At 40.7% G+C, this 18,713-nt stretch carries 20 protein-coding genes; 3 read left to right on the forward strand and 17 right to left on the reverse strand.

Annotated features, from left to right (window positions below; all coding sequences use genetic code 11):
• The first annotated feature begins 149 nt into the window (after positions 1–149).
• Together BANVL01_RS27655 and BANVL01_RS04280 are read left to right on the forward strand one after the other, a co-directional pair.
• Entirely contained in the window at positions 150–320 is a 171-nt protein-coding gene (locus BANVL01_RS27655; protein ID WP_169803128.1) for a hypothetical protein, read from the forward strand.
• Between the two features lie 118 nt (positions 321–438).
• Entirely contained in the window at positions 439–2,238 is a 1,800-nt protein-coding gene (locus BANVL01_RS04280) for a M3 family oligoendopeptidase (RefSeq protein WP_066090316.1), read from the forward strand.
• 425 nt (positions 2,239–2,663) lie between these two features.
• Here the strand turns inward: BANVL01_RS04280 and BANVL01_RS26530 are convergent, their stop codons facing one another.
• The 8 genes from BANVL01_RS26530 to BANVL01_RS04305 form a co-directional block, all read right to left on the reverse strand.
• Positions 2,664–2,804, reverse strand: coding sequence for a YrzI family small protein (locus BANVL01_RS26530; RefSeq protein WP_082804855.1), 141 nt, complete (start codon positions 2,802–2,804; stop codon positions 2,664–2,666).
• Between the two features lie 27 nt (positions 2,805–2,831).
• On the reverse strand, positions 2,832–2,975 hold the full coding sequence (locus BANVL01_RS26535) for a YrzI family small protein (protein WP_082804856.1): 144 nt from the start codon (positions 2,973–2,975) through the stop codon (positions 2,832–2,834).
• A 31-nt stretch (positions 2,976–3,006) separates the two neighbouring features.
• A complete protein-coding gene (locus tag BANVL01_RS26540; RefSeq protein WP_082804857.1) occupies positions 3,007–3,147 on the reverse strand; it encodes a YrzI family small protein in 141 nt (46 codons plus the stop codon).
• A 230-nt stretch (positions 3,148–3,377) separates the two neighbouring features.
• Entirely contained in the window at positions 3,378–4,946 is a 1,569-nt protein-coding gene (locus tag BANVL01_RS04285; RefSeq protein ID WP_066090319.1) for an SSO2105 N-terminal domain-containing protein, read from the reverse strand.
• Positions 4,947–5,968: 1,022 nt separating this feature from the next.
• Positions 5,969–7,102, reverse strand: a complete 1,134-nt coding sequence (locus BANVL01_RS04290; protein WP_066090322.1) for a bifunctional cystathionine gamma-lyase/homocysteine desulfhydrase — start codon at positions 7,100–7,102, stop codon at positions 5,969–5,971.
• Between the two features lies 1 nt (position 7,103).
• Positions 7,104–8,027 carry a PLP-dependent cysteine synthase family protein gene (locus BANVL01_RS04295; protein WP_066090325.1) on the reverse strand — a complete coding sequence of 308 codons (924 nt, stop codon included), beginning with the start codon at positions 8,025–8,027 and terminating at the stop codon, positions 7,104–7,106.
• An 18-nt stretch (positions 8,028–8,045) separates the two neighbouring features.
• The gene (mtnN, locus tag BANVL01_RS04300) at positions 8,046–8,741 is read right to left on the reverse strand and encodes a 5'-methylthioadenosine/S-adenosylhomocysteine nucleosidase (protein WP_066090327.1); all 696 of its coding nucleotides are present in this window, start codon (positions 8,739–8,741) and stop codon (positions 8,046–8,048) included.
• Positions 8,742–8,755: 14 nt separating this feature from the next.
• The gene (locus BANVL01_RS04305) at positions 8,756–9,394 is read right to left on the reverse strand and encodes a class I SAM-dependent DNA methyltransferase (RefSeq protein ID WP_066090328.1); all 639 of its coding nucleotides are present in this window, start codon (positions 9,392–9,394) and stop codon (positions 8,756–8,758) included.
• 198 nt (positions 9,395–9,592) lie between these two features.
• Between BANVL01_RS04305 and BANVL01_RS04310 the strand changes: the two genes are divergently transcribed.
• A complete protein-coding gene (locus BANVL01_RS04310; protein ID WP_066090329.1) occupies positions 9,593–9,796 on the forward strand; it encodes a DUF2536 family protein in 204 nt (67 codons plus the stop codon).
• A gap of 177 nt (positions 9,797–9,973) precedes the next feature.
• On the opposite strand, the gene BANVL01_RS04315 is transcribed toward BANVL01_RS04310, so the two are convergent.
• The 9 genes from BANVL01_RS04315 to BANVL01_RS04355 form a co-directional block, all read right to left on the reverse strand.
• Entirely contained in the window at positions 9,974–10,654 is a 681-nt protein-coding gene (locus BANVL01_RS04315; protein WP_066096785.1) for a YrrS family protein, read from the reverse strand.
• A gap of 73 nt (positions 10,655–10,727) precedes the next feature.
• Positions 10,728–12,491: a peptidoglycan D,D-transpeptidase FtsI family protein gene (locus tag BANVL01_RS04320; protein WP_066090334.1), complete on the reverse strand. Its 1,764-nt coding sequence runs from the start codon at positions 12,489–12,491 to the stop codon at positions 10,728–10,730.
• A gap of 76 nt (positions 12,492–12,567) precedes the next feature.
• Positions 12,568–13,044: a transcription elongation factor GreA gene (gene greA, locus BANVL01_RS04325; protein WP_066090337.1), complete on the reverse strand. Its 477-nt coding sequence runs from the start codon at positions 13,042–13,044 to the stop codon at positions 12,568–12,570.
• Between the two features lie 156 nt (positions 13,045–13,200).
• Positions 13,201–13,836 carry a uridine kinase gene (gene udk / locus BANVL01_RS04330; protein ID WP_066090341.1) on the reverse strand — a complete coding sequence of 212 codons (636 nt, stop codon included), beginning with the start codon at positions 13,834–13,836 and terminating at the stop codon, positions 13,201–13,203.
• A 1-nt stretch (position 13,837) separates the two neighbouring features.
• A complete protein-coding gene (locus BANVL01_RS04335; RefSeq protein WP_066090344.1) occupies positions 13,838–15,106 on the reverse strand; it encodes a peptidase U32 family protein in 1,269 nt (422 codons plus the stop codon).
• Positions 15,107–15,123: 17 nt separating this feature from the next.
• Positions 15,124–16,053: a peptidase U32 family protein gene (locus BANVL01_RS04340; protein ID WP_066090347.1), complete on the reverse strand. Its 930-nt coding sequence runs from the start codon at positions 16,051–16,053 to the stop codon at positions 15,124–15,126.
• Positions 16,050–16,700, reverse strand: coding sequence for an O-methyltransferase (locus BANVL01_RS04345; RefSeq protein ID WP_066090350.1), 651 nt, complete (start codon positions 16,698–16,700; stop codon positions 16,050–16,052). Before BANVL01_RS04345 ends, BANVL01_RS04340 begins: the two co-directional genes overlap by 4 nt.
• A 375-nt stretch (positions 16,701–17,075) precedes the next feature.
• Positions 17,076–18,212 (reverse strand): endolytic transglycosylase MltG, encoded by a 1,137-nt coding sequence (gene mltG, locus BANVL01_RS04350; protein ID WP_066090353.1) that lies wholly within the window; start codon positions 18,210–18,212, stop codon positions 17,076–17,078.
• A 189-nt stretch (positions 18,213–18,401) separates the two neighbouring features.
• Positions 18,402–18,704: a DUF1292 domain-containing protein gene (locus tag BANVL01_RS04355; protein ID WP_066090356.1), complete on the reverse strand. Its 303-nt coding sequence runs from the start codon at positions 18,702–18,704 to the stop codon at positions 18,402–18,404.
• Positions 18,705–18,713: the final 9 nt, after the last annotated feature.

Consider the following 18,713-nt stretch of genomic DNA (forward strand, 5'->3'; position numbering starts at 1 on the left):
GAGGTATTCGCTTATGAATCCTTATCCATCCACTTATACCGCAGTCCCGATACGGTTGTCAAATAATTGCGCCGGATAAACACATCCGCCTATACAAGTAATTTAACAGGCACATACCCTGTAATAAACGGATAAAGGAGGGAATCCTGATGACTTACGGTTATCCAAATTCTTTCGGTTGTCCAGCACCCTATCCAACATATCCAGCATATCCTGCTCCCTATGCCAGCGGTGCCGGTGTATGGATTGCAGTTATAATCGTTCTCTTTATTCTATTGTTTATCTTCGGAGCCTGGTGGTGGTATTGCAGTTTTTATTAAGAACTTTTACGGCTTATGCACTTCTGCATAAGCCTACTATTTCGGAAACCGTAAAATATAGAATTTTTCGAAAGGTTCCCTTATAATAAAATAGTACATTAAAAAGGGGGTACATAGAATGACAGCCACTACATATTCAGAAGTTTGGGATCTTGACGTTTTTTTTAAAGGAGGCAGTGGGTCTCCTGAGTTTCAAGAACACTTAATTCAAACCGAAGACCTCATTCAAAATTTTGAAACAAAAGTAAACAACTGGACACCCATTAATTCTCTTGAGGACGCCAATTACCTGCAAGAGTTACTTTCCGATTTAGAAGTTTCCGCAAAAAAACTTTTTCAGGCTGGAGCCTTTGTTGGCTGTTTGTTGGCCCAAAATACCGAGGATAAAAAGGCCTATTCGCTTGATGCGAAAATAACCAGTTTAAGTGCTGGCTTCCAAACAGCACTTGGGTCATTAGATAATCTGCTGACATCGATTGATGATGTCGTCTGGCAGCAGCTAGTAGCCACAGAACCTTTAAAGGAGTTCGCCTTCGTGTTAACGGAAAGCCGTGAAAAAGCGAAGGAAAAGCTGTCTAAAGATGAGGAAGCTTTAATCAGCGCCCTTGAAGTGGACGGCTATCACAGCTGGGGACAACTATATGATTTAATTGTTAGTAAAATCAAAGTTTCTTTTAATGAAAATGGTGAGGAAAAGCAACTTTCTGTCGGTCAAGCCTCCAACAAATTCTCCAGCTCTGACCGCGACGTCCGTTCTGCTGTTTTTAAAAATTGGGAAAAGGCCTGGGGCGAACAGACAGATTTCCTGGCGAAGACGTTAAACCATCTGTCTGGATTCCGGTTGAATGTCTATAAAAAAAGAGGCTGGGAGGACGTCTTGAAGGAGGCGCTCAGCATTAACCGGATGGAAAAGGAAACCCTTGAAACAATGTGGGCTGTCATTTCTGAAAATAAGCAGAAACTCGTTCAATATTTAGAGCGGAAAGCTAAGCTCTTGGGTCTTGAAAAGATGAGCTGGTTTGATTTAGATGCACCATATGGTAATACAGAATCAAAGGTGTCTTATCAAGAAGGCGCCGAATTTATTGAACAGAACTTTGCTCACTTTGGCGATAAGATGGCTGCTTTTGCGAAGAATGCCTTTGAAGACCAGTGGATTGAAGCTGAGGATCGTCCTGGAAAGGCACCAGGAGGCTTCTGTACCGGTTTACCTGAGAGTAAACAATCCCGAATCTTTATGACATACTCCGGGACACCATCAAATGTATCTACACTGGCACATGAGCTTGGGCATGCGTTTCATTCTTTTGCCATGAGAGATGTTCCGTTCCTGAACTGTAATTATGCGATGAACGTTGCCGAAACCGCTTCGACCTTTGCGGAAATGATTGTCGCTGATGCAGCCGTAAAAAATGCTAAGGATGAAGAAGAAAAACTCGTTCTATTAGATGACAAAATCCAAAGAACAGTCGCCCTTTTAATGAATATTCATGCCCGGTTCTTGTTTGAAACACGTTTTTATGAGGAAAGAAAACAAGGAACTGTAACAGTTGAAAAGTTGAATGAATTAATGCTTGAGGCTCAGAAGGAAGCATACTGTGGAGCTTTAGAGGAATATCATCCATTATTCTGGGCATCGAAGCTGCATTTCTTTATTACTGGTGTTCCATTCTATAACTTCCCATATACCTTTGGCTATCTCTTCTCCCTCGGTATTTATGCCAAGGCATTAGAGGAAGGAAAAGGCTATGAAGAAAAGTACATGGCCTTGTTGCAGGATACGGCATCAATGACAGTAGAGAACCTGGCAGAGAAACACTTACAAGTGGATCTTACCCAAAAAGACTTCTGGGAAAAAGCTGTTCACATCTGCCTTGATGATATTGATGAATTCTTAGAATTAACGAAAGGCAAATAATAAAAACATAAAAGCATCGGCCTCGTTAAATGGCCGATGCTTTTCTAATTTCTGTTTATTCCACCGTTATTTCAGATATAATGACACAGCCAATCGCCCCAGTGATAATTAACGCCATCGCAACCATGAACATATTCTCCACCCCTTAGATTGATCCTGCTACTTCTAATTTGAATTTATCATATTTTCACAGTAACAAACTTAGGGAATGGTGAACATTTTGTTAACAAATATTTTTATTTTTTAGACTTTGTTTTAAAGATAAGCGATAAAAATAAAATATGCAGTGGCATGTTTTATTACCTCCTATTTAACTTTCTTTACTAGGTGGTATCCTTCGAATCCCAGAGGCTAGCACCCCGACCTTGCATTAGAAAAAACAACATATTAAAAACCACCTTTCTTTTTAGCCAATTTTTTAATCCTTACATGTAGCGGTACATCGAGACTTGACGTTCTTTGTTTTGTTCATAAAGCCTTTCAACCATTTCTTGGTGTGCAGCTTCTTGAATATTCATTTTACGTTTATTAATCGTGATCGTTAAAAAAAATATATTGAGAGTCATTTTGTTTCACTTCCTTTATTTAAAGCATTAATACATGAAATGCTGCATGGAAATTTGGCGGTCTTTGTTTTCTTCATACAATTTTTCAACCATTTCCTGTTGCACTGCCTCTTGAAGGCTTACTTCTCGTTTTTTAAAGGTGATCGAGAAAAAGAATATATTTAAGGTCATTTTGTTTCACTTCCTTTCGATACAGCTCCGATTACATGAAATGATGTACGGAAATTTGACGGTCTTTGTTTTGCTCATAATGATTTTCAGCAAGTTCATTTTGCACGGCATCTACAAGTCTTGCTTGACGTTTTTTAATGGTAATTGAGAAAAAGAATATATTTAGGGTCATACCTGCCACCTGGTTACTAAAATCTATAAAATCTTACATTTCGCCTCCGAACCAAGAAAAGAGACATACCGTGACGATTCTCACGTCATTCCATCAGGAAGGGATTTGAACCCCCGTCATGAACCTTATGTCCAAGACACCCCGCGGTGCTCTGTTAGAGCCGGCGATTTGCAACAGACCATTCCTTCCATTGGTCAGCCTGCCGCAAAGAATGGATTTTAGTACCAGGATTACACAACCTTGAATTGTATTTCTTGGTTCTTCATCATTAATGTTTTATGAATCACATTCCACAGCTTCCATCTATGGTTTACTTTGAATGTTTCTATATTTGTTACCATCATCCCCATAAACTTACGCCTTTGTTTACCGTTGTTTGACTTCGTCTCGGATTCTTCCATTGACCCAAGAAGGGAAATCAGCTTTGGCTTTACTATCGTTCGTAAATGGTTTAGAAGTTCTTGCGGTATCTTTTCATCAAAATCAAGACCTCTTCTCCCAATAACAAAAGAAGCAGCTTCATGAACGGAAAGACCATACTTTTTACTATATTTAAATCGCCCGATGACAGAAGTATAAGCAGGATTTACCTTTTTTATCTTAAATCCATTCCTTAAACCTCTTGAGATAATCGCCTTTTGTAATTTTGTTTTAGCAAACGAATGGACACGGCGATTGAAGAGTTTATTCGTGTCATGATCTTGTTTTAATTTGATATCTTCTAAAACCATTGCCCCGACGTTCCAAGACAAAAGATACTGAACGATGTCTTTTGCTAATTCTCCTGAAATATTGGAACTGCGATTACTTTTGACATATTCTATTTCATGACAATAGAAGGTTTTAGAATCCAATAAGTTTCCTTGCTTTGTTAAAATAGAAATCGCTACTCGATCGACGTTCACATCAACCCCGGCCACAATATCGGACTGAATCTTTTCATTCCAATTCAGTACAGAACCGTGGGCTTCCTCATCATATGTGATGTGGACATAAACCTTACCATTTTTACGTTTTAACTCAATGGAATAAGGCTTATATTCTTCGAAGGGGTTACTCTTTGATGTTTTACCAACTTCATTAGGTAAAACGACCTCAACCATTTCATTGAAATATTTGTCTGAAACATGAAGTTTGAACCGTAATCTAGGACTCTTTTTTCTCCCCTCAACCTGCAGTGGATTCGCCACCTCGATAAAAAGCTGTTGTTCCTTCTCATCAAACACGATTCGGGTATTTAAATTCCCTTTTTTTGACTTGTCACCACGAGAATAAAGGGTATTCGATCGTAAATCCTTCCATTCATCATTTGAAATAGTCCCCTTCAAACGCTCATAAAAGTTCTTTTTTCCTCCAAAGATGACGGTAGGAATCGTCTGGTCTTCTTGATGTTTTAATAAACAAGATTCCTTTAATTGAAGTTTTTCTAAGCGGGCATTCAATCCAATTAAACATACTTCAAGTGAAACCTTCTTCGGTCTTTTCTTACCTGTCTGATAATCTTCTATTTTCTTGCATGTCTTTTTTATTTTTCCTTGGACCCCTTCGATTCTTGATGGTAAGAGTTCTTTTTGACTTGAAAGAATGGCTTGTGCTTGCATCACAGCATCTTCAGCATATCTCTTATTCAATCGAAAGAGGGCATTAACCATTTTAATTAATTTGCCTGACTGTTCGCCTTCTATCAAGCGATTAAAGGAATATCGGAATGCAGTACAAAAAACAGCCATTAATCGATTTAGTTTTTCAAGTTCCACTGTATTCTTATCATCTATTAAGCATATTTTCGTAATCTTCATTCCAACCGCCCTCCACTTAGAACAAATGTTCTGTAGTTAATTATAGGGTTTTATTGGAAGAAATGCAAGGAATAAATACCATATCATTTAGTGAAATTTTAATAGTATTTTGTATTTTTTGGTAAAGTTTTTAAACAGTTGTTACCTCCTAAAAATGATTTTTTAGTAATCTGATTCAGCAACATTTACAATTTATGCAAGACATATCCATTTTGCCTGTAAAAAGGGCACAAAAAGGCCGCAAGAAGAAAAAAGTCCCCTTGCGGCCGGTCAATTTTTGGACACAAAAATACCGCAAGGCGTCATTCTCCCTGCGGCATGGATATGTATTGTAACGTTAAGTTAAGCAATCCATTCCAATCTGGTCGAATGCGTGATATTCAAATATACAGTTTTCATGCCAGTGCACGATGCAATTGATAATAAAATCATTTTCTTCGACCTCCTTTTGGAATTTTTTACTTACAAGGGTAATTATATCCACACATCGATACTTTGTAAACCTTTTTCCAGCATTTTTTTTAAAAATAATGAAAAAGCCCTTAAATTAGAAAATCTTTAAACAGGTAGGATTTAGTAAATGTCCGATTATGAGTAAATAGGTGAGGTATCCTTATAAATAATATGCAATCTTATTGGCGACCGAACTTGGATGATTTTCTCGTTTTCGGTCGCTTATACCCCTTATAAGCTACCGAACTTGGACGACTTTCTCGGTTTCGGTCGCTTATACCTCTTATAAGCTACCCAACTTGGATGATTTTCCTGATTTCGGTCGCTTATACCCCTTATAAGCTACCCAACTTGGATGATTTTCTCGGTTTCGGTAGCTTATATCCCTTATAAGCTACCCAACTTGGATGATTTTCTTGGTTTCGGTAGCTTATACCTCTTATAAGCTACCGAACTTGGACGACTTTCTCGGTTTCGGTAACTTATACCTCTTATAAGCTATCGAACTCGCATAAAAGGTGTCAGGTACCATGTGAAAATTTCACATAGTGCCTGACACCCTTTTTATGCTATTCTAATGCCTGGGTTAAATCCTCCAGTAAATCTTCAATATCTTCAAGGCCAACGGAGATCCGCACTAAGCCGTCTGTTATGCCCAATTCTGCCCGCCGTTCTGCCGGTATCGACGCATGGGTCATTCTTGCCGGAACTGAAATCAAGCTTTCGACTGCACCGAGGCTTTCAGCCAACGTAAAATATTTCACTTTACTTAACAATCGGTCTGCATTTTCTGCACTGCCGACATCGAACGAAACCATGCCGCCGAAGCCTCTTGTCTGCTGCTTAGCTAACTCATGATTCGGATGTGTCTCCAAACCTGGATAGAAAACCTTTTTCACTGCCGAATGGCCTTGTAAGAATGCCACAATCGCCGCTGTATTGGTTTCCATTTCTTCCAAGCGAATCCCCAATGTACGCATCCCACGAATTAACAGCCACGAATCCTGCGGCCCCAGTATACCACCAGTGGAATTTTGAATAAAATGAAGGTCTTCAGCCAGTTCCTTGCTGTTAACAACCGCTAACCCTGCAACAACATCGCTGTGACCCCCAAGGTATTTTGTTGCACTATGAAGGACAATATCAGCACCAAGCTCAATTGGATTTTGCCAATATGGCGTAGAAAATGTATTATCTACGATTGTCAACAGATTTTGCTCTTTAGCAAGCTTTGCGACTGCTTGAATATCGGTAATCTTTAGCAGCGGATTTGTTGGTGTTTCTAAATGAATTGCCTTCGTATTTGGTCTAATTTCATTTTTAATATTCTCTAATTCGGTTGTATCAACAAAGGTAGAGTCAATTCCTAAACGGTTCAATACCTTCGTCATGACACGAAATGAGCCGCCGTATACGTCGTCCGTCAAAATAACGTGATCGCCGCTGTTAAACAGCATCATAACAGCCGTCATTGCCGCCATCCCTGAGCCAAAGGCAAAGCCCGCTTCACCGCCCTCAAGATCTTTAATCAGTTCTTCCAGTGCGTTTCTCGTCGGATTGCCTGTACGAGAATATTCGAAGCCCTTATGGCCGCCGACCCCCTCCTGCTTATACGTACTTACTTGATAAATCGGAAAAGAAACCGCTCCTGTTGCTGGATCCTCACTAATGCCGCCATGAATCAATTTCGTTTTTCTTCTCATCCTAAATTCCCCCCTCAAAGATTTTTTTGCTTAAATATCGTTCACTGCCGTCTGGAAAAATAACAACGATGTTGGTGCCAGCCTTAGCTATTTCAGCCTCTTTAAGCGCCGCATAAAAGGCTGCTCCAGAAGAACTGCCGACAAGCAGCCCCTCTTTAGCTGCTAACTCTTTAACGAGGTGAAAGGCATCCTCGTCGGTAACGGTGTGAATGGTATCAAAATAAGAAGACTCCATAAACGGAGGCAAAAACTCCATACCAATTCCCTCTGTTTTATGTGGGCCAGGTTCGCCGCCATTTAAAATTGAACCTTCAGGCTCAACAATGACAGTCTTTATTTGTTTCTGTTGTTCTTTCAAGTAACGAGCAGTTCCCATGAATGTACCACCTGAACCTGCTCCTGCAACAAAAACATCTATCTCGCCATCAAGTTGATTCCAGAGCTCGGGTCCTAATGTTTTATAATAGGTTGCTGGATTAGCTGGGTTGGCGAATTGCTGAGGACAATAAGAACCGGGAATCTCTGTAAGCAGTGCTTCTGCTTTAGCAATCGCCCCCTTAATTCCTAGCTCCGTTGGTGTATGAACGATTTTCGCCCCAAGCGCTTTCATGATTTCCTGCTTTTCCATGCTGAATTTTTCCGGTATACAAAAAATTACCTGTACCCCTTTATTGATGGCGGCAAGCGCCAAGCCAATCCCGGTATTTCCTGCAGTCGGCTCAATTACCGTCCCGCCCGTCCGAAGTTTCCCGCTCAAAAAGGCCTCTCGTAACAGTTCAATTCCGAGCCTATCTTTGACACTTCCCCCTGGATTCATGAACTCCAATTTGGCAAAAATACGAACACCTTCCGGCAAAGGAAACTGAGTAATCTCAACAATCGGTGTGTTCCCAATTAATTCATGAACATTTTTGTAGACCTTCATTTCTCCACCCCTGTTAACCTAACGTAAGGCTGCCACCATTTTCATAACCAATGTAGCAGAATTAGTTGCTGCTTTATCAATAAACTGATCAAACGAAAGTTCGGATTCTTTTCCGGCAATATCAGAAAGCGAACGAATAATCACGAAAGGAACGCCAAAGCGATGAGCTACTTGTGCGATGGCAGCAGCCTCCATTTCCACCGCTTGTAACTCAGTAAATTTGGAGCGGACGAAATCGACACGAACTGGATCCTCCATGAAAGAATCTCCGGTAACAATCAAGCCCTTCACGATTTGGAAGTTTTCTAATTCATTTGCCGCTGCCTCTGCAACTGCCATTAATTTTTCATCGGCAATAAAGGCTGCCGGCAGCTGTGGAACTTGACCATACTCGTAGCCGAATGCTGTTACATCGACGTCATGATGACGAACCTCCGTGGAAATAACAGCATCCCCGACATTAAGGTCTGGATTAAAGCCCCCAGCTGAACCGGTATTGATAATGCAATCTGGCTTAAATTTTTCAAGCAGGATGGTCGTCGACATTGCAGCATTGACTTTGCCAATCCCAGAACGCAGGAGAATCACATCTGCACCGTTCATCGTTCCAAAGGTAAATTCGCAGCCCGCGACTGTTTCTTGTGTTTGATTGTCAATATTGTCTCTAAGTAGTGTAACTTCTTCTTCCATTGCTCCGATGATGGCGATTTTCATAATTTGACCTCTTTCTACTGTTTTACGGCTTCCAATAACCAGACAAAATCGTTGAATTGTTTAAAGGTAACGCTAAAATTGTTTTCTTCTAAGATATTTTTTAAAAACGGAATCGTTGTATAATATTCAGTTTCCAAATCTTTTGCCAGGTTAAGATAGCCTTGATGTTTTGCTTTTACGATCGTATGATAATAATCTTCCGTGGATTGAAACATCGTATCCGCAAACACTATTCTACCACCTTTTGAAAGCAGGCTGCCATAGTGAGTAACAGCGTTTGCTTTTTCGTCATCGGTGAGATGGTGGAAGGCATACGTGCTGACAAAGGTATCAATATTGTTTACCTTAGGAAACTGAAGAAAATCGCCATCGAGAAGGACTGCTTTATTGCCAAGCTTTGCTTCAGCAATTTTCCTCATTGGAGGAGAAGGTTCAATTCCTGTCACTCTAAGCCCTCTTGCCAACAGCTTTTGAGTCAAATTGCCTGTTCCTACGCCAAATTCCACTACATGACCAACCGAACGGTCTGCCACAGCAGCTAATATTTGCTCATACTTTGAAAATACTTCTTTATATTCAATATCATGACCAATAACCGTATCATCGTAAGAATCAGCCCATTGCTCAAAAATGTCTAAAAATTCTCTGCCCATAAAATCAGCCCCCATATATAAACGCATAATTCCTATGAGTATACTATGATTTAATTTAAAACCATGTTATCACAATTCACACCTTTATTCAATTCCCAACGCGGGACAAGGGGATTTTGTCCCAGAACTTTTAAACAATTCCCGTTGCTAGCAGGGAAGGAAATCACTAAAATGGAATTATGGAAAGGATGATTTAAAATGAATTTTCAATTTGACTTAATAGAGGATAAAGTGGAATTTTTCGAAGCTAATAATCTTAAAACCCTGCAGAAAAAGATTGAAGCACAAATTGACGAGAACAGAGCCATCTTGCTTGGGGTACATTCTGTTTCCCACCAAATGCATGTCAACGAAAACGGACAAACCTACTTTACGGCTGTAGTACATTTTAAAAAGAAATAGGGGACAAGGAGCATGTTTCTTAGTTTCGACAAAGCCATAATACATATCCAAGTATCTCATCGGGACCATAGAAATACTTAGGCAAACAGGAGATCCTCTATTAGAAAATTATCTTTGGTAGAGTTGATAGCCAAAAAAATAGGATGTTGCCATTGTTATGGCAACATCCTATTTCCGTTATTTTTGCAGTTCTGCGAGTTCTTCGACTTTGGTTGGCATCCAGCCTTGACCGTCGACCCATTTTATATAAACTTTATATTTTTGTGTTTTATCCTTGGAGTGGACGGTTCCGATTGATGCATTGGTTGTTGATTTGTCACTGCCCAGCCAAAAAACCGTCATGTTGCTTGGGTCTAATCCGGTCGCATAGGAAATAGCGTTCAGCATCTCATCCCAATCTGTTCCGCTATAAACTGGGGCATGATTACCTGATTGTGATGTTCCAACAGGCTTCCAGCTCGGATTTTCGATGGTTTTGAGGACATTGGAAGATGCGCCCCCATTAGATACGACCGCCTGTGAATCATCCGGCTTTTCCGGTGTTGCTGCTTCCTCACCCGGTTGGTCGCCCGCCGCAGTATCATCAGATGAGCTGTCATCCTTTTTGGGATCCTCATCTTTTTTGACGTCTTCATCTTTTTTCTTATCTTTAACCTCTTTATGTTCCGTATCCTTTTGCGCTGTTTTTGGGCTTTCCTTCTTTGGTGCTGCCTTGTCATTCCCTGAAGCAAAAATATTGTATGCAACAAAAATAATTAACAGGAGCACAACGATAATTAAACCATTTAATACGATATTCGTCTTTTTTCTTTTCGCACGGTAACCAGAACGCGAATTAGAATTAAAATCATTACTCAAATAAATCACTCCTAAAAATAAGGCTCTCAATATTCTAACATGATTTGCAAAGAACTTGAAGGGAAAACCTTTTTCACTGTTCCTTTCCATGATCATTTTCATACAGCATCTTGACCATTTCAGCAAACAACAAATTAACCCCGCCTTCCGATCCCAGCACATCCAAATTTACAGCCACCAACGCATATTTAGGATGCTGGTAAGGAAAATAGCCGGCAAACCATTTATTATGCAATTGTTTGCCATCTTCATATTTTCCCGTTTCTGCGGTACCCGATTTCCCGGCCACTTCGTATGGCAAATTCTTAAACCATCTCCCAGTTCCATTGGGATTAAGGACGACTTCACGCAAAAGCTTCTGCAGCTTCATGGCCGTATAAGGAGAAATCGTTTCTCCCTTTAAGCTTTGCTCGGGGAAATCAACCATCGTTGTCCCGTTTTTATATTCAATTTTCGATACCGCTCTGACCATTTCCTTTTTACCACCTCTGGAAATCGTTGCCATCATATTGGCGACGGCTAAAGGAGTCGCACGGACTTCATTCTGACCAATTCCCGACATCGCCACAAAATTGGCATCTTTTCGGTCTTCATCAAACAAAAACACCCTGCCCTTATCTTCGTCAGCAAGCTGCTTGAAATTGCTTGTATGATAAACATCCCCCTGCCAGCCATTTATGCCTGTCAGTGACAATTTAGCCGCATAATCCTCTAACATGTGAGAGTCTGTTGTTTGCAGCTCTCTTGCCAGCTCACCAAACGTCCGATTACAGCTCCTCGCAAAGCTATTGGTAAAATCCAGCATTCCATAATCGTATGTTAGTTCCGGCTTCCCATTGATTTTTTTACTGCAGTCAAAAAACCGGGCCGGGTCGTCAAGATTATGATCGATGGCCGCTGTGGCAACAACGGTTTTAAACACGGAACCGATAATCTGCTGTTTTAACATCCTATTGGTAATACCTGCGCCGCTATAGGGGTCCTTTTTATTCATCATCGGCCGTGACACCATCGCAAGCACACTATTGTCCTCAATATCCAGGAGGACCAACCCGCCTTTTTTAATCTGATACTGATCCACTAAATCCTCCGCTTTTTGCTGGAGGCTCTTATCAATCGTTGTCCTTACGTTTACAGGATAGAACGGGTTCGCCGGGTCGACATACTTGACATTAATTCCGAACAGCGGCGCACCGCCGCCATCTACATGGTAAACAAGCTTTGATTTCCCTTCAGGAAGCAGGAATTCATCAAAGCTTTCTTCAAGCCCGGAGACACCTAGGAGGGTTTTCTCCGAGAGTTCTTTATTCGGGTACCGTTTTTTTAATTCTTGCGGGTTTTCACCTGTCAGACCAAGGAATTGCTCGGCAGGCACATCAGAACGTTCAAACTTTTTTTCAAGGGCAAACACACCAGGGATTTTCAAGTCATTGATTCGTTCCATTTGTGATGCGGTCAGCTCACGCGGTTCCGGATCGCCAAAAGAGAACGGTTTTTTTGCCGCTTCTACTGCCGTTTGCAGCATATGAACCGGTATACCGGAAATATCCGATACCTTCTCAATCTCCCAATCAGTTTTTTTCAAAAATGGAAATAGAACAAGAACGGACACCTTTTTATGCGTCAGCATATCCCCATTGCGATCAAGGAAGTTCCCTCTGCCATTATCGATTACCAGCTCTTGGGTTCTTTGTTTGACACTTTCCTCAAGTAAATTCACATTATGTTTTGAAAAAGTTTCGGTCTCAATTAATTGGATTTGCATTAAACGAATTAAAAGCAACAGCAAACCAGTTATACAAATGAACAGCCATCCAAGTGCCCGTTTTCTCCACATAAAAAACACCTCGTCAAAAGTTTTGACGAGGTTTGTACATTTCAAACAATGTTTAAATGAATAAATATTATTTCAATTATTTAATACTTACGATACGGACGCTCATTTCGCCGCCTGGTGTTTGAACGGAAACTTGATCGCCGACTTTCTTACCTAATAAGCTTTTCGCAATAGGTGAATCGTTGGAGATTTTCCCCTCAAATGGATCCGCCTCAGCACTTCCGACAATGGAATACGTTTCTTCATCACCATCTGGAAGCTCAACAAAGGTTACCGACCTGCCTAATGCAACGGAATCGCCTTTAATATCGCCTTCAGCAATAATCTTAGCATTGCGAATCATATTTTCTAGAGTTGTAATGCGGCCTTCAACAAAAGCCTGCTCCTCTTTCGCGGAATCATACTCGGAGTTTTCTGATAAATCACCAAAGCTTCGCGCGATTTTAATTCTTTCCACCACTTCTTTACGCTTCACTGATTTTAAATACTCAAGTTCTTGGTTTAATTTGTCTTTTCCTGCTTGTGTCATTGGAAATACTTTCTCAGCAGCCAAAATCCTCACTCCTTCTAGTCTTCACAAATCCCCATTAGAATTGTGTATGTAGTGTATGTAGGTATTATGCAGATTACGCATAATAGATAGCAGCGCGTCCTTGCAAAATAAGGGCGCGCAACAAAATATATTTATTCCTTATCTTTTGCTATTGTGTCACAAAATTGATTTTTGTTCAAGAATTGTTTGAATTTTTGTGACCATTAAATCGACAGCAACATGGTTTTGCCCACCTTCAGGAATAATCACATCTGCATAACGCTTGGTTGGTTCAATAAACTGATTATGCATCGGACGGACCACATTTAAATATTGATCGATAACAGAATCAAAATTCCGGCCGCGTTCCTTAATATCACGGGTCAAGCGGCGAATAATTCGTAAATCAGCATCGGTATCAACGTACAATTTAATGTCCATTAACTCACGGAGGCGCTCGTCTTCAAGCACTAAAATCCCCTCTAAAATAATAACATCCTGGGGCTCAACCGGAATAACATTTTCAGACCGGGTATGAATCGAATAATCATAGACCGGTTTTTCAATTGCTTCATATCGTAAAAGCTTTTCAATATGTTCGATCAGTAAATCATTATCAAAGGCTAGCGGATGATCATAATTTGTTTGTAAACGTTCTTCAAAGGGTAAATCTCTTTGATCCTTATAATAATAATCCTGTTCCAATACTAAAATAGAATGATCCTTCAAACTTTCGTAAATCGCTTTTGTTACACTGGTTTTTCCGGAGCCGGAGCCGCCGGTGACACCAATAACAACAGGTCTAGGCATCATGCTAGTTCTCCTTTCGCATCATGTTGTTAGGGTATACCGGTTTGTCCAATTTAAATTGCACAATCTGAAGAGGGTGTCTAGCTGCATCCAGTTCATTACCTTTTTCATCCCATATTTTATCTACTACATGTGTAAAGTTTTGAATTTCTGGTCCGAAGAATTCCACTTCTTCCCCTGGTTTAAAATGGTTGCGCTGCTGCAGGGTTACCATTTGCGTTTCCTCGTTGTAATCCAAGACAAGGCCGACAAATTCGAAACTAGTCTTCTTGCTATGATTACCAAACATTTGCTCTTTATACCCTGGAACGCCTTCAAAAAACGCTGGAGCCGTTTCACGGTTTGCACATTTGTCGAGCTCTTTTAACCATTCCCGCTGAATCACAAAATTCTCAGGGTCGGCACAATACGCGTCAATCACTTTGCGATAAACGCTGACAACCGTTGCGATATAATGAATTGATTTCATCCTGCCTTCGATTTTTAAACTGTCAATACCCAATTCAATCATCTGTGGAATCGCCTGAATGAGATTAAGATCCTTCGGGCTCATCGCAAACGGTGCATCACCCTCTGCATAAAGTGGATTTTCGTTATCGCCTTCTAGTTGAAATAGATCATAATCCCAGCGGCATGATTGGCAGCAGCCGCCACGGTTGGAATCGCGTGCGGTCATATGGTTGCTCAAGGTACAGCGTCCAGAGTAGGCAATGCACATTGCTCCATGAATAAAGGTTTCAATTTCTACATCAACCTTTTCCTTCATTTCTCTGATTTCTTCCGCACTTACTTCTCGTGCTAATACAACCCGTTCTGCCCCCGCCTCTTTCCAAAACTGGGCAGCTTTCCAGTTGGAAAGTGATTGCTGAGTACTAATATGGATTTCAATCTCTGGGGCAAGCCGCTTGCACGTTTCAATAATGAGCGGATCGGCGACAATAATCCCAGCAATTCCGGTCTCCTTCAAGCCAAGTATATATTCCTCTAAACCGGCAATATTTTCATTATGAGCAAAAATATTTGTCGTTACATAAATCTTTGCACCAAAATTTTTAGCAAACTCGACGCCTTCTTTCATTTCTTCAAATGTGAAGTTATCGGCGTTTGAACGTAGTCCATATTCCTGACCGCCGATAAATACGGCATCGGCACCATATTGAACCGCGATTTTCAGCTTTTCAAGATTGCCTGCTGGGGCAAGGAGTTCCGGCTTCTTCACAATGACACGTTTCCCGTCAATCATTTCAGAAATCTTATCTTTAACTGTATTCATGAACGAACTCCTCCCTTTTAATATACTGTTTCTTTGAAATAGAACCCTGTATCTAGTGAACGATTTGCAGGCTGTATTTCTTCGATTGCCTTAAGCAGCTCGTCCTTTTTATCATCATAAGCATCTGGGTCCTCGAAAAATAAATCAATCGCCTCTCGATATAGTTTAGTCACAGCCAAAAGATACTCTTGGCTCTTTAATATCCCGTCAATTTTAAACGAGTCTACTCCAGCTTCTAACATGTCTTGAAGCTCATCAATGATACAAATATCATTTGGACTCATAATATGGGTTCCATTTTCATCCTCAAAAATAGGATATTTATTAGCACGTTCTTTATCATGCAGGAACATATTTTTTTCCATCTTGCGATTTTCAATCTCCAGGACTTTTCCTTGGTATTCATAATAGTTGCCGAGGAGCGAGCGCTTTGATTGGAACATGCAGCTCATGCCATGTACCAATACTTCGATTTCTACTTCCGCATTTTCTTTCGTTTCGACAATCGCGTCCATATTAATCTCACGTGCCAGGACTGCTCTTCCCGTACCTTTTTTGCCCCAATAGTTACATGTATACCAGTTCGTCCCGGTTGTCTCGGTACTCCAATGAAGCTTCATTTCCGGCGCCACTTCTTTCGCTGTCAATAGCACAGCAGGATCACCGAAAATAATGGCATCCGCCTTGGCAGCCGCGGCAAAGCGAATATAATCACCGAGTTCCTCAATTTTTTCATTGTGAAAAATCGCATTCATCGCGATGTAGACTTTTTTTCCTTTAGAATGAGCAAGTTCAATCGCCTTTTCGACATCCTCACGGCTAAATTCACCGGCAAGCCGTAAACCATATCGCTGTTCACCGACAACAAACGCATCCGCTCCCGCCTCAGCTAATGGCGCGATATCGTCGACAGTCAATGGTGTAACTAGCAATTCTGTTTTTTTCATTTCCTCTCACCTCTTCTTTTGCTGATTGCGACGCCGTCCCCAACAGGAAGAATCACCGAATCATAATTCGGGTGATTCATTAACCAGCGGTTAAAATCATCAATTTTCTTTACGAGATTACGGGTTCTTTTAGATTCAATTTCTGATTCAGCAACAAGTCCTTTAAACAATACATTGTCAGTAATAATTATCCCATCTTCAGTGAGATGGTCAGCATAGATTTCAAAGAACTTTTTATATTGACCTTTTGCTGCATCGATAAATATCGCATCAAATGGGGCATATCGACTAACTTCGACATCAACCTCCAGCGCATCGCCTTCGATTAAGGTAATTTGCTCACCAATCCCCGAACGGTGGATAAATTCCTGGGCTGCCTTTATCCGCTCCTCATCGCGCTCAATAGTAATGATGTGCGCACCGGGCATAGCCCCCGCAATTCTTAAGGCCGAATACCCAATCGCGGTTCCAACCTCAAGAATTTTTTCTGAACGGTGAATCCGCAGTAATTGCAGCATTGTTTCAATTCCGGCAAGCTCCATAATCGGGACTTGATACTCTTTCGCATAGCTCTCCATTTCCGTAAACAATGGATTCCGCTCAGCTATTAGACCTTCAATATAAAAATGCAGCTTCTCATTTAACAAGCTGCCATCACCTCTATCCTAGAAAAGCGTAAGCGACCGTTTAGCTGCGTATGGACTGGAGCGCTTCGACTGAGATAAAGGAAACACGGAGAGCGTTAGCGATCCGATGTTGACTTATCGTAGGGAGAAGAGCGAAGTCCACTAGCCGCTGGAAGCTGGAGCTAGACATTTCTCAAAGTAAAATACTAGACATGAAAAAATAGCGTTCACAGGTGCGGACGTCATGAGCTGAACGAATTCAAACCCGGGTGCGTTTCGGGCAGTCATGCCGCAGATGTACCTTACTGTGAGTTACGCTATAGATTACTTTTAAAACACTTGTACTATTTTATCACAAATTAAAGGGGGATGCGAACTTCCCCCGCTAATTATGATTTATTTTTTATTGGAAATATGCTTGGCTTTTTCCTTATTATGTTCTTCTAATGTTTTTGTAAAAATAACTTCACCTTCAGCGGTTGCCAGGAAGTAATAATAATCTGTTTCCTCCGGCTCCAGTGCGGCTTCAATAGAAACCTTTCCGGCGTTGGCAATCGGTCCTGGAGGCAGACCGGTATGTTGATAAGTATTGTAAGGTGAGCTCACCTCTAAATCCTTATATAAAACCTTTTCTTTATGCTTTCCTTGCGCATAGAGGACGGTTGGGTCCGTTTGCAGCGGCATTCCCTTCTTCATCCGATTATAGAATACGCTGGCAATCTTTTTACGGTCGGCCTTCCCGGTTGCCTCCTCCTCTACTAAAGAGGCCATTGTTAACAATTGATGGACTGACAGCTTTTTATCATTGCTTTCTTCAGCGTAATCCGCTAACACAGTCCGTGTTTTATCTAGCATGGCAAAGACCATTTCTTCGACTGAAGGGTTCGGCTTATAGAATGGGTAGGTCGCGGGAAAAAGGTAGCCTTCAAGCTTATATTTTATCGAACCGCTCATGATTTCATCGGATAAGACATCAGGGTACTTGGCCATGAGCTCTTTAATAAACTCTTTATCATTCAATTTATTAAAGACATCCTCCTCGTTCTGTTTGGTAGCCTCGGCCATGATGGCGGCAATTTCCTTCAGCTGCTTTCCTTCTGGAATTGCGATTTTAAAGCTGGCCTTCGCGAGGACTTTTCCTGTTTTCAAGCGGCTGACGATTTCAGGTACATCCATTGATGGACTAAGCTGGTACTCCCCGGCCATAAATCCGCCTTCATTTTTCAATTTTACATAATACTTAAATACTTTTGCATTTTTTATGACGCCATTTTTTTCTAACGTTTGGGCAATACCAGTTACCGATGAGCCAATCGGGATTTCAACCATTTTCTGACTCTTACTTTTGGAATCGACTGGTTTAAGTGCTGATTGTATGTAGAGATAACCTCCGCCGCCAATAAAGACGATGAATAATAGCAATAAAATAGAAATAATTAATACAATCTTTCTGACAACTCTTGCTTCACTTTGATGTTCGAGCATTTTTTCTCGAATTGAAGCTTTTTTTGCGTTCTTTTCGTCTGTTGTCATTGTTTTCCCCCTTCCCCTTTTACCAAAGTAACAAAATATTTTGCACTTATTTTTGCAAAATATTAATCAGTTAGCAAAATAAGACATCGTAATTATTTCAGCATATAGTGAGAAAAATGTCAATTTTACTATGAAATTGTCTAATTACCCCATGAAAAAACCGGCTAGAAAATAGCCGGTTATAATAATTTATTCTTCCTCTTGCTCATCATTGAAGGTATTAAAAACTTCTTCAACCATGTCCCATTCTTCGTCAGTTTCGATTTCCATTAACTCTCCGAAGCCGCCATCATCTGTTGGTATATAGGCATAAGTAAGTATGTCAATTTCCTCTTCTTCATTTGCTCCAACTGGATAAAAGAATACATAGGACTTTTCAAATTCGTCTGAGTCAAATGTAAAAAGAATTTCAAATAACTGTTCATCGCCATTTTCATCAATAAGTGTAATATAGCGATCCTCATCATGTTCGTGTTCGTGTTTGTGGTCCATTTCTTCACC

This window comes from Neobacillus novalis NBRC 102450 (genome assembly GCF_001591805.1).
GTDB classification, from domain to species: Bacteria; Bacillota; Bacilli; order Bacillales; family Cytobacillaceae; genus Neobacillus; species Neobacillus novalis.

Excerpts from the sequence above, each read along its gene's own strand:
- BANVL01_RS27655 (WP_169803128.1), top strand. The coding sequence starts at position 150 with ATGACTTACGGTTATCCAAATTCTTTCGGTTGTCCAGCACCCTATCCA.
- BANVL01_RS04320 (WP_066090334.1), bottom strand. The coding sequence starts at position 12,491 with ATGTGGAGAAAACGGGCACTTGGATGGCTGTTCATTTGTATAACTGGT.
- BANVL01_RS26530 (WP_082804855.1), bottom strand. The coding sequence starts at position 2,804 with ATGACTCTCAATATATTTTTTTTAACGATCACGATTAATAAACGTAAA.
- mltG (WP_066090353.1), bottom strand. The coding sequence starts at position 18,212 with ATGACAACAGACGAAAAGAACGCAAAAAAAGCTTCAATTCGAGAAAAA.
- BANVL01_RS04290 (WP_066090322.1), bottom strand. The coding sequence starts at position 7,102 with ATGAGAAGAAAAACGAAATTGATTCATGGCGGCATTAGTGAGGATCCA.
- udk (WP_066090341.1), bottom strand. The coding sequence starts at position 13,836 with ATGATGCCTAGACCTGTTGTTATTGGTGTCACCGGCGGCTCCGGCTCC.
- BANVL01_RS04280 (WP_066090316.1), top strand. The coding sequence starts at position 439 with ATGACAGCCACTACATATTCAGAAGTTTGGGATCTTGACGTTTTTTTT.
- BANVL01_RS04305 (WP_066090328.1), bottom strand. The coding sequence starts at position 9,394 with ATGGGCAGAGAATTTTTAGACATTTTTGAGCAATGGGCTGATTCTTAC.
- BANVL01_RS04355 (WP_066090356.1), bottom strand. The coding sequence starts at position 18,704 with ATGGACCACAAACACGAACACGAACATGATGAGGATCGCTATATTACA.
- BANVL01_RS04285 (WP_066090319.1), bottom strand. The coding sequence starts at position 4,946 with ATGAAGATTACGAAAATATGCTTAATAGATGATAAGAATACAGTGGAA.
- BANVL01_RS04310 (WP_066090329.1), top strand. The coding sequence starts at position 9,593 with ATGAATTTTCAATTTGACTTAATAGAGGATAAAGTGGAATTTTTCGAA.
- BANVL01_RS26540 (WP_082804857.1), bottom strand. The coding sequence starts at position 3,147 with ATGACCCTAAATATATTCTTTTTCTCAATTACCATTAAAAAACGTCAA.
- BANVL01_RS26535 (WP_082804856.1), bottom strand. The coding sequence starts at position 2,975 with ATGACCTTAAATATATTCTTTTTCTCGATCACCTTTAAAAAACGAGAA.
- BANVL01_RS04340 (WP_066090347.1), bottom strand. The coding sequence starts at position 16,053 with ATGAAAAAAACAGAATTGCTAGTTACACCATTGACTGTCGACGATATC.
- BANVL01_RS04295 (WP_066090325.1), bottom strand. The coding sequence starts at position 8,027 with ATGAAGGTCTACAAAAATGTTCATGAATTAATTGGGAACACACCGATT.
- BANVL01_RS04335 (WP_066090344.1), bottom strand. The coding sequence starts at position 15,106 with ATGAATACAGTTAAAGATAAGATTTCTGAAATGATTGACGGGAAACGT.
- mtnN (WP_066090327.1), bottom strand. The coding sequence starts at position 8,741 with ATGAAAATCGCCATCATCGGAGCAATGGAAGAAGAAGTTACACTACTT.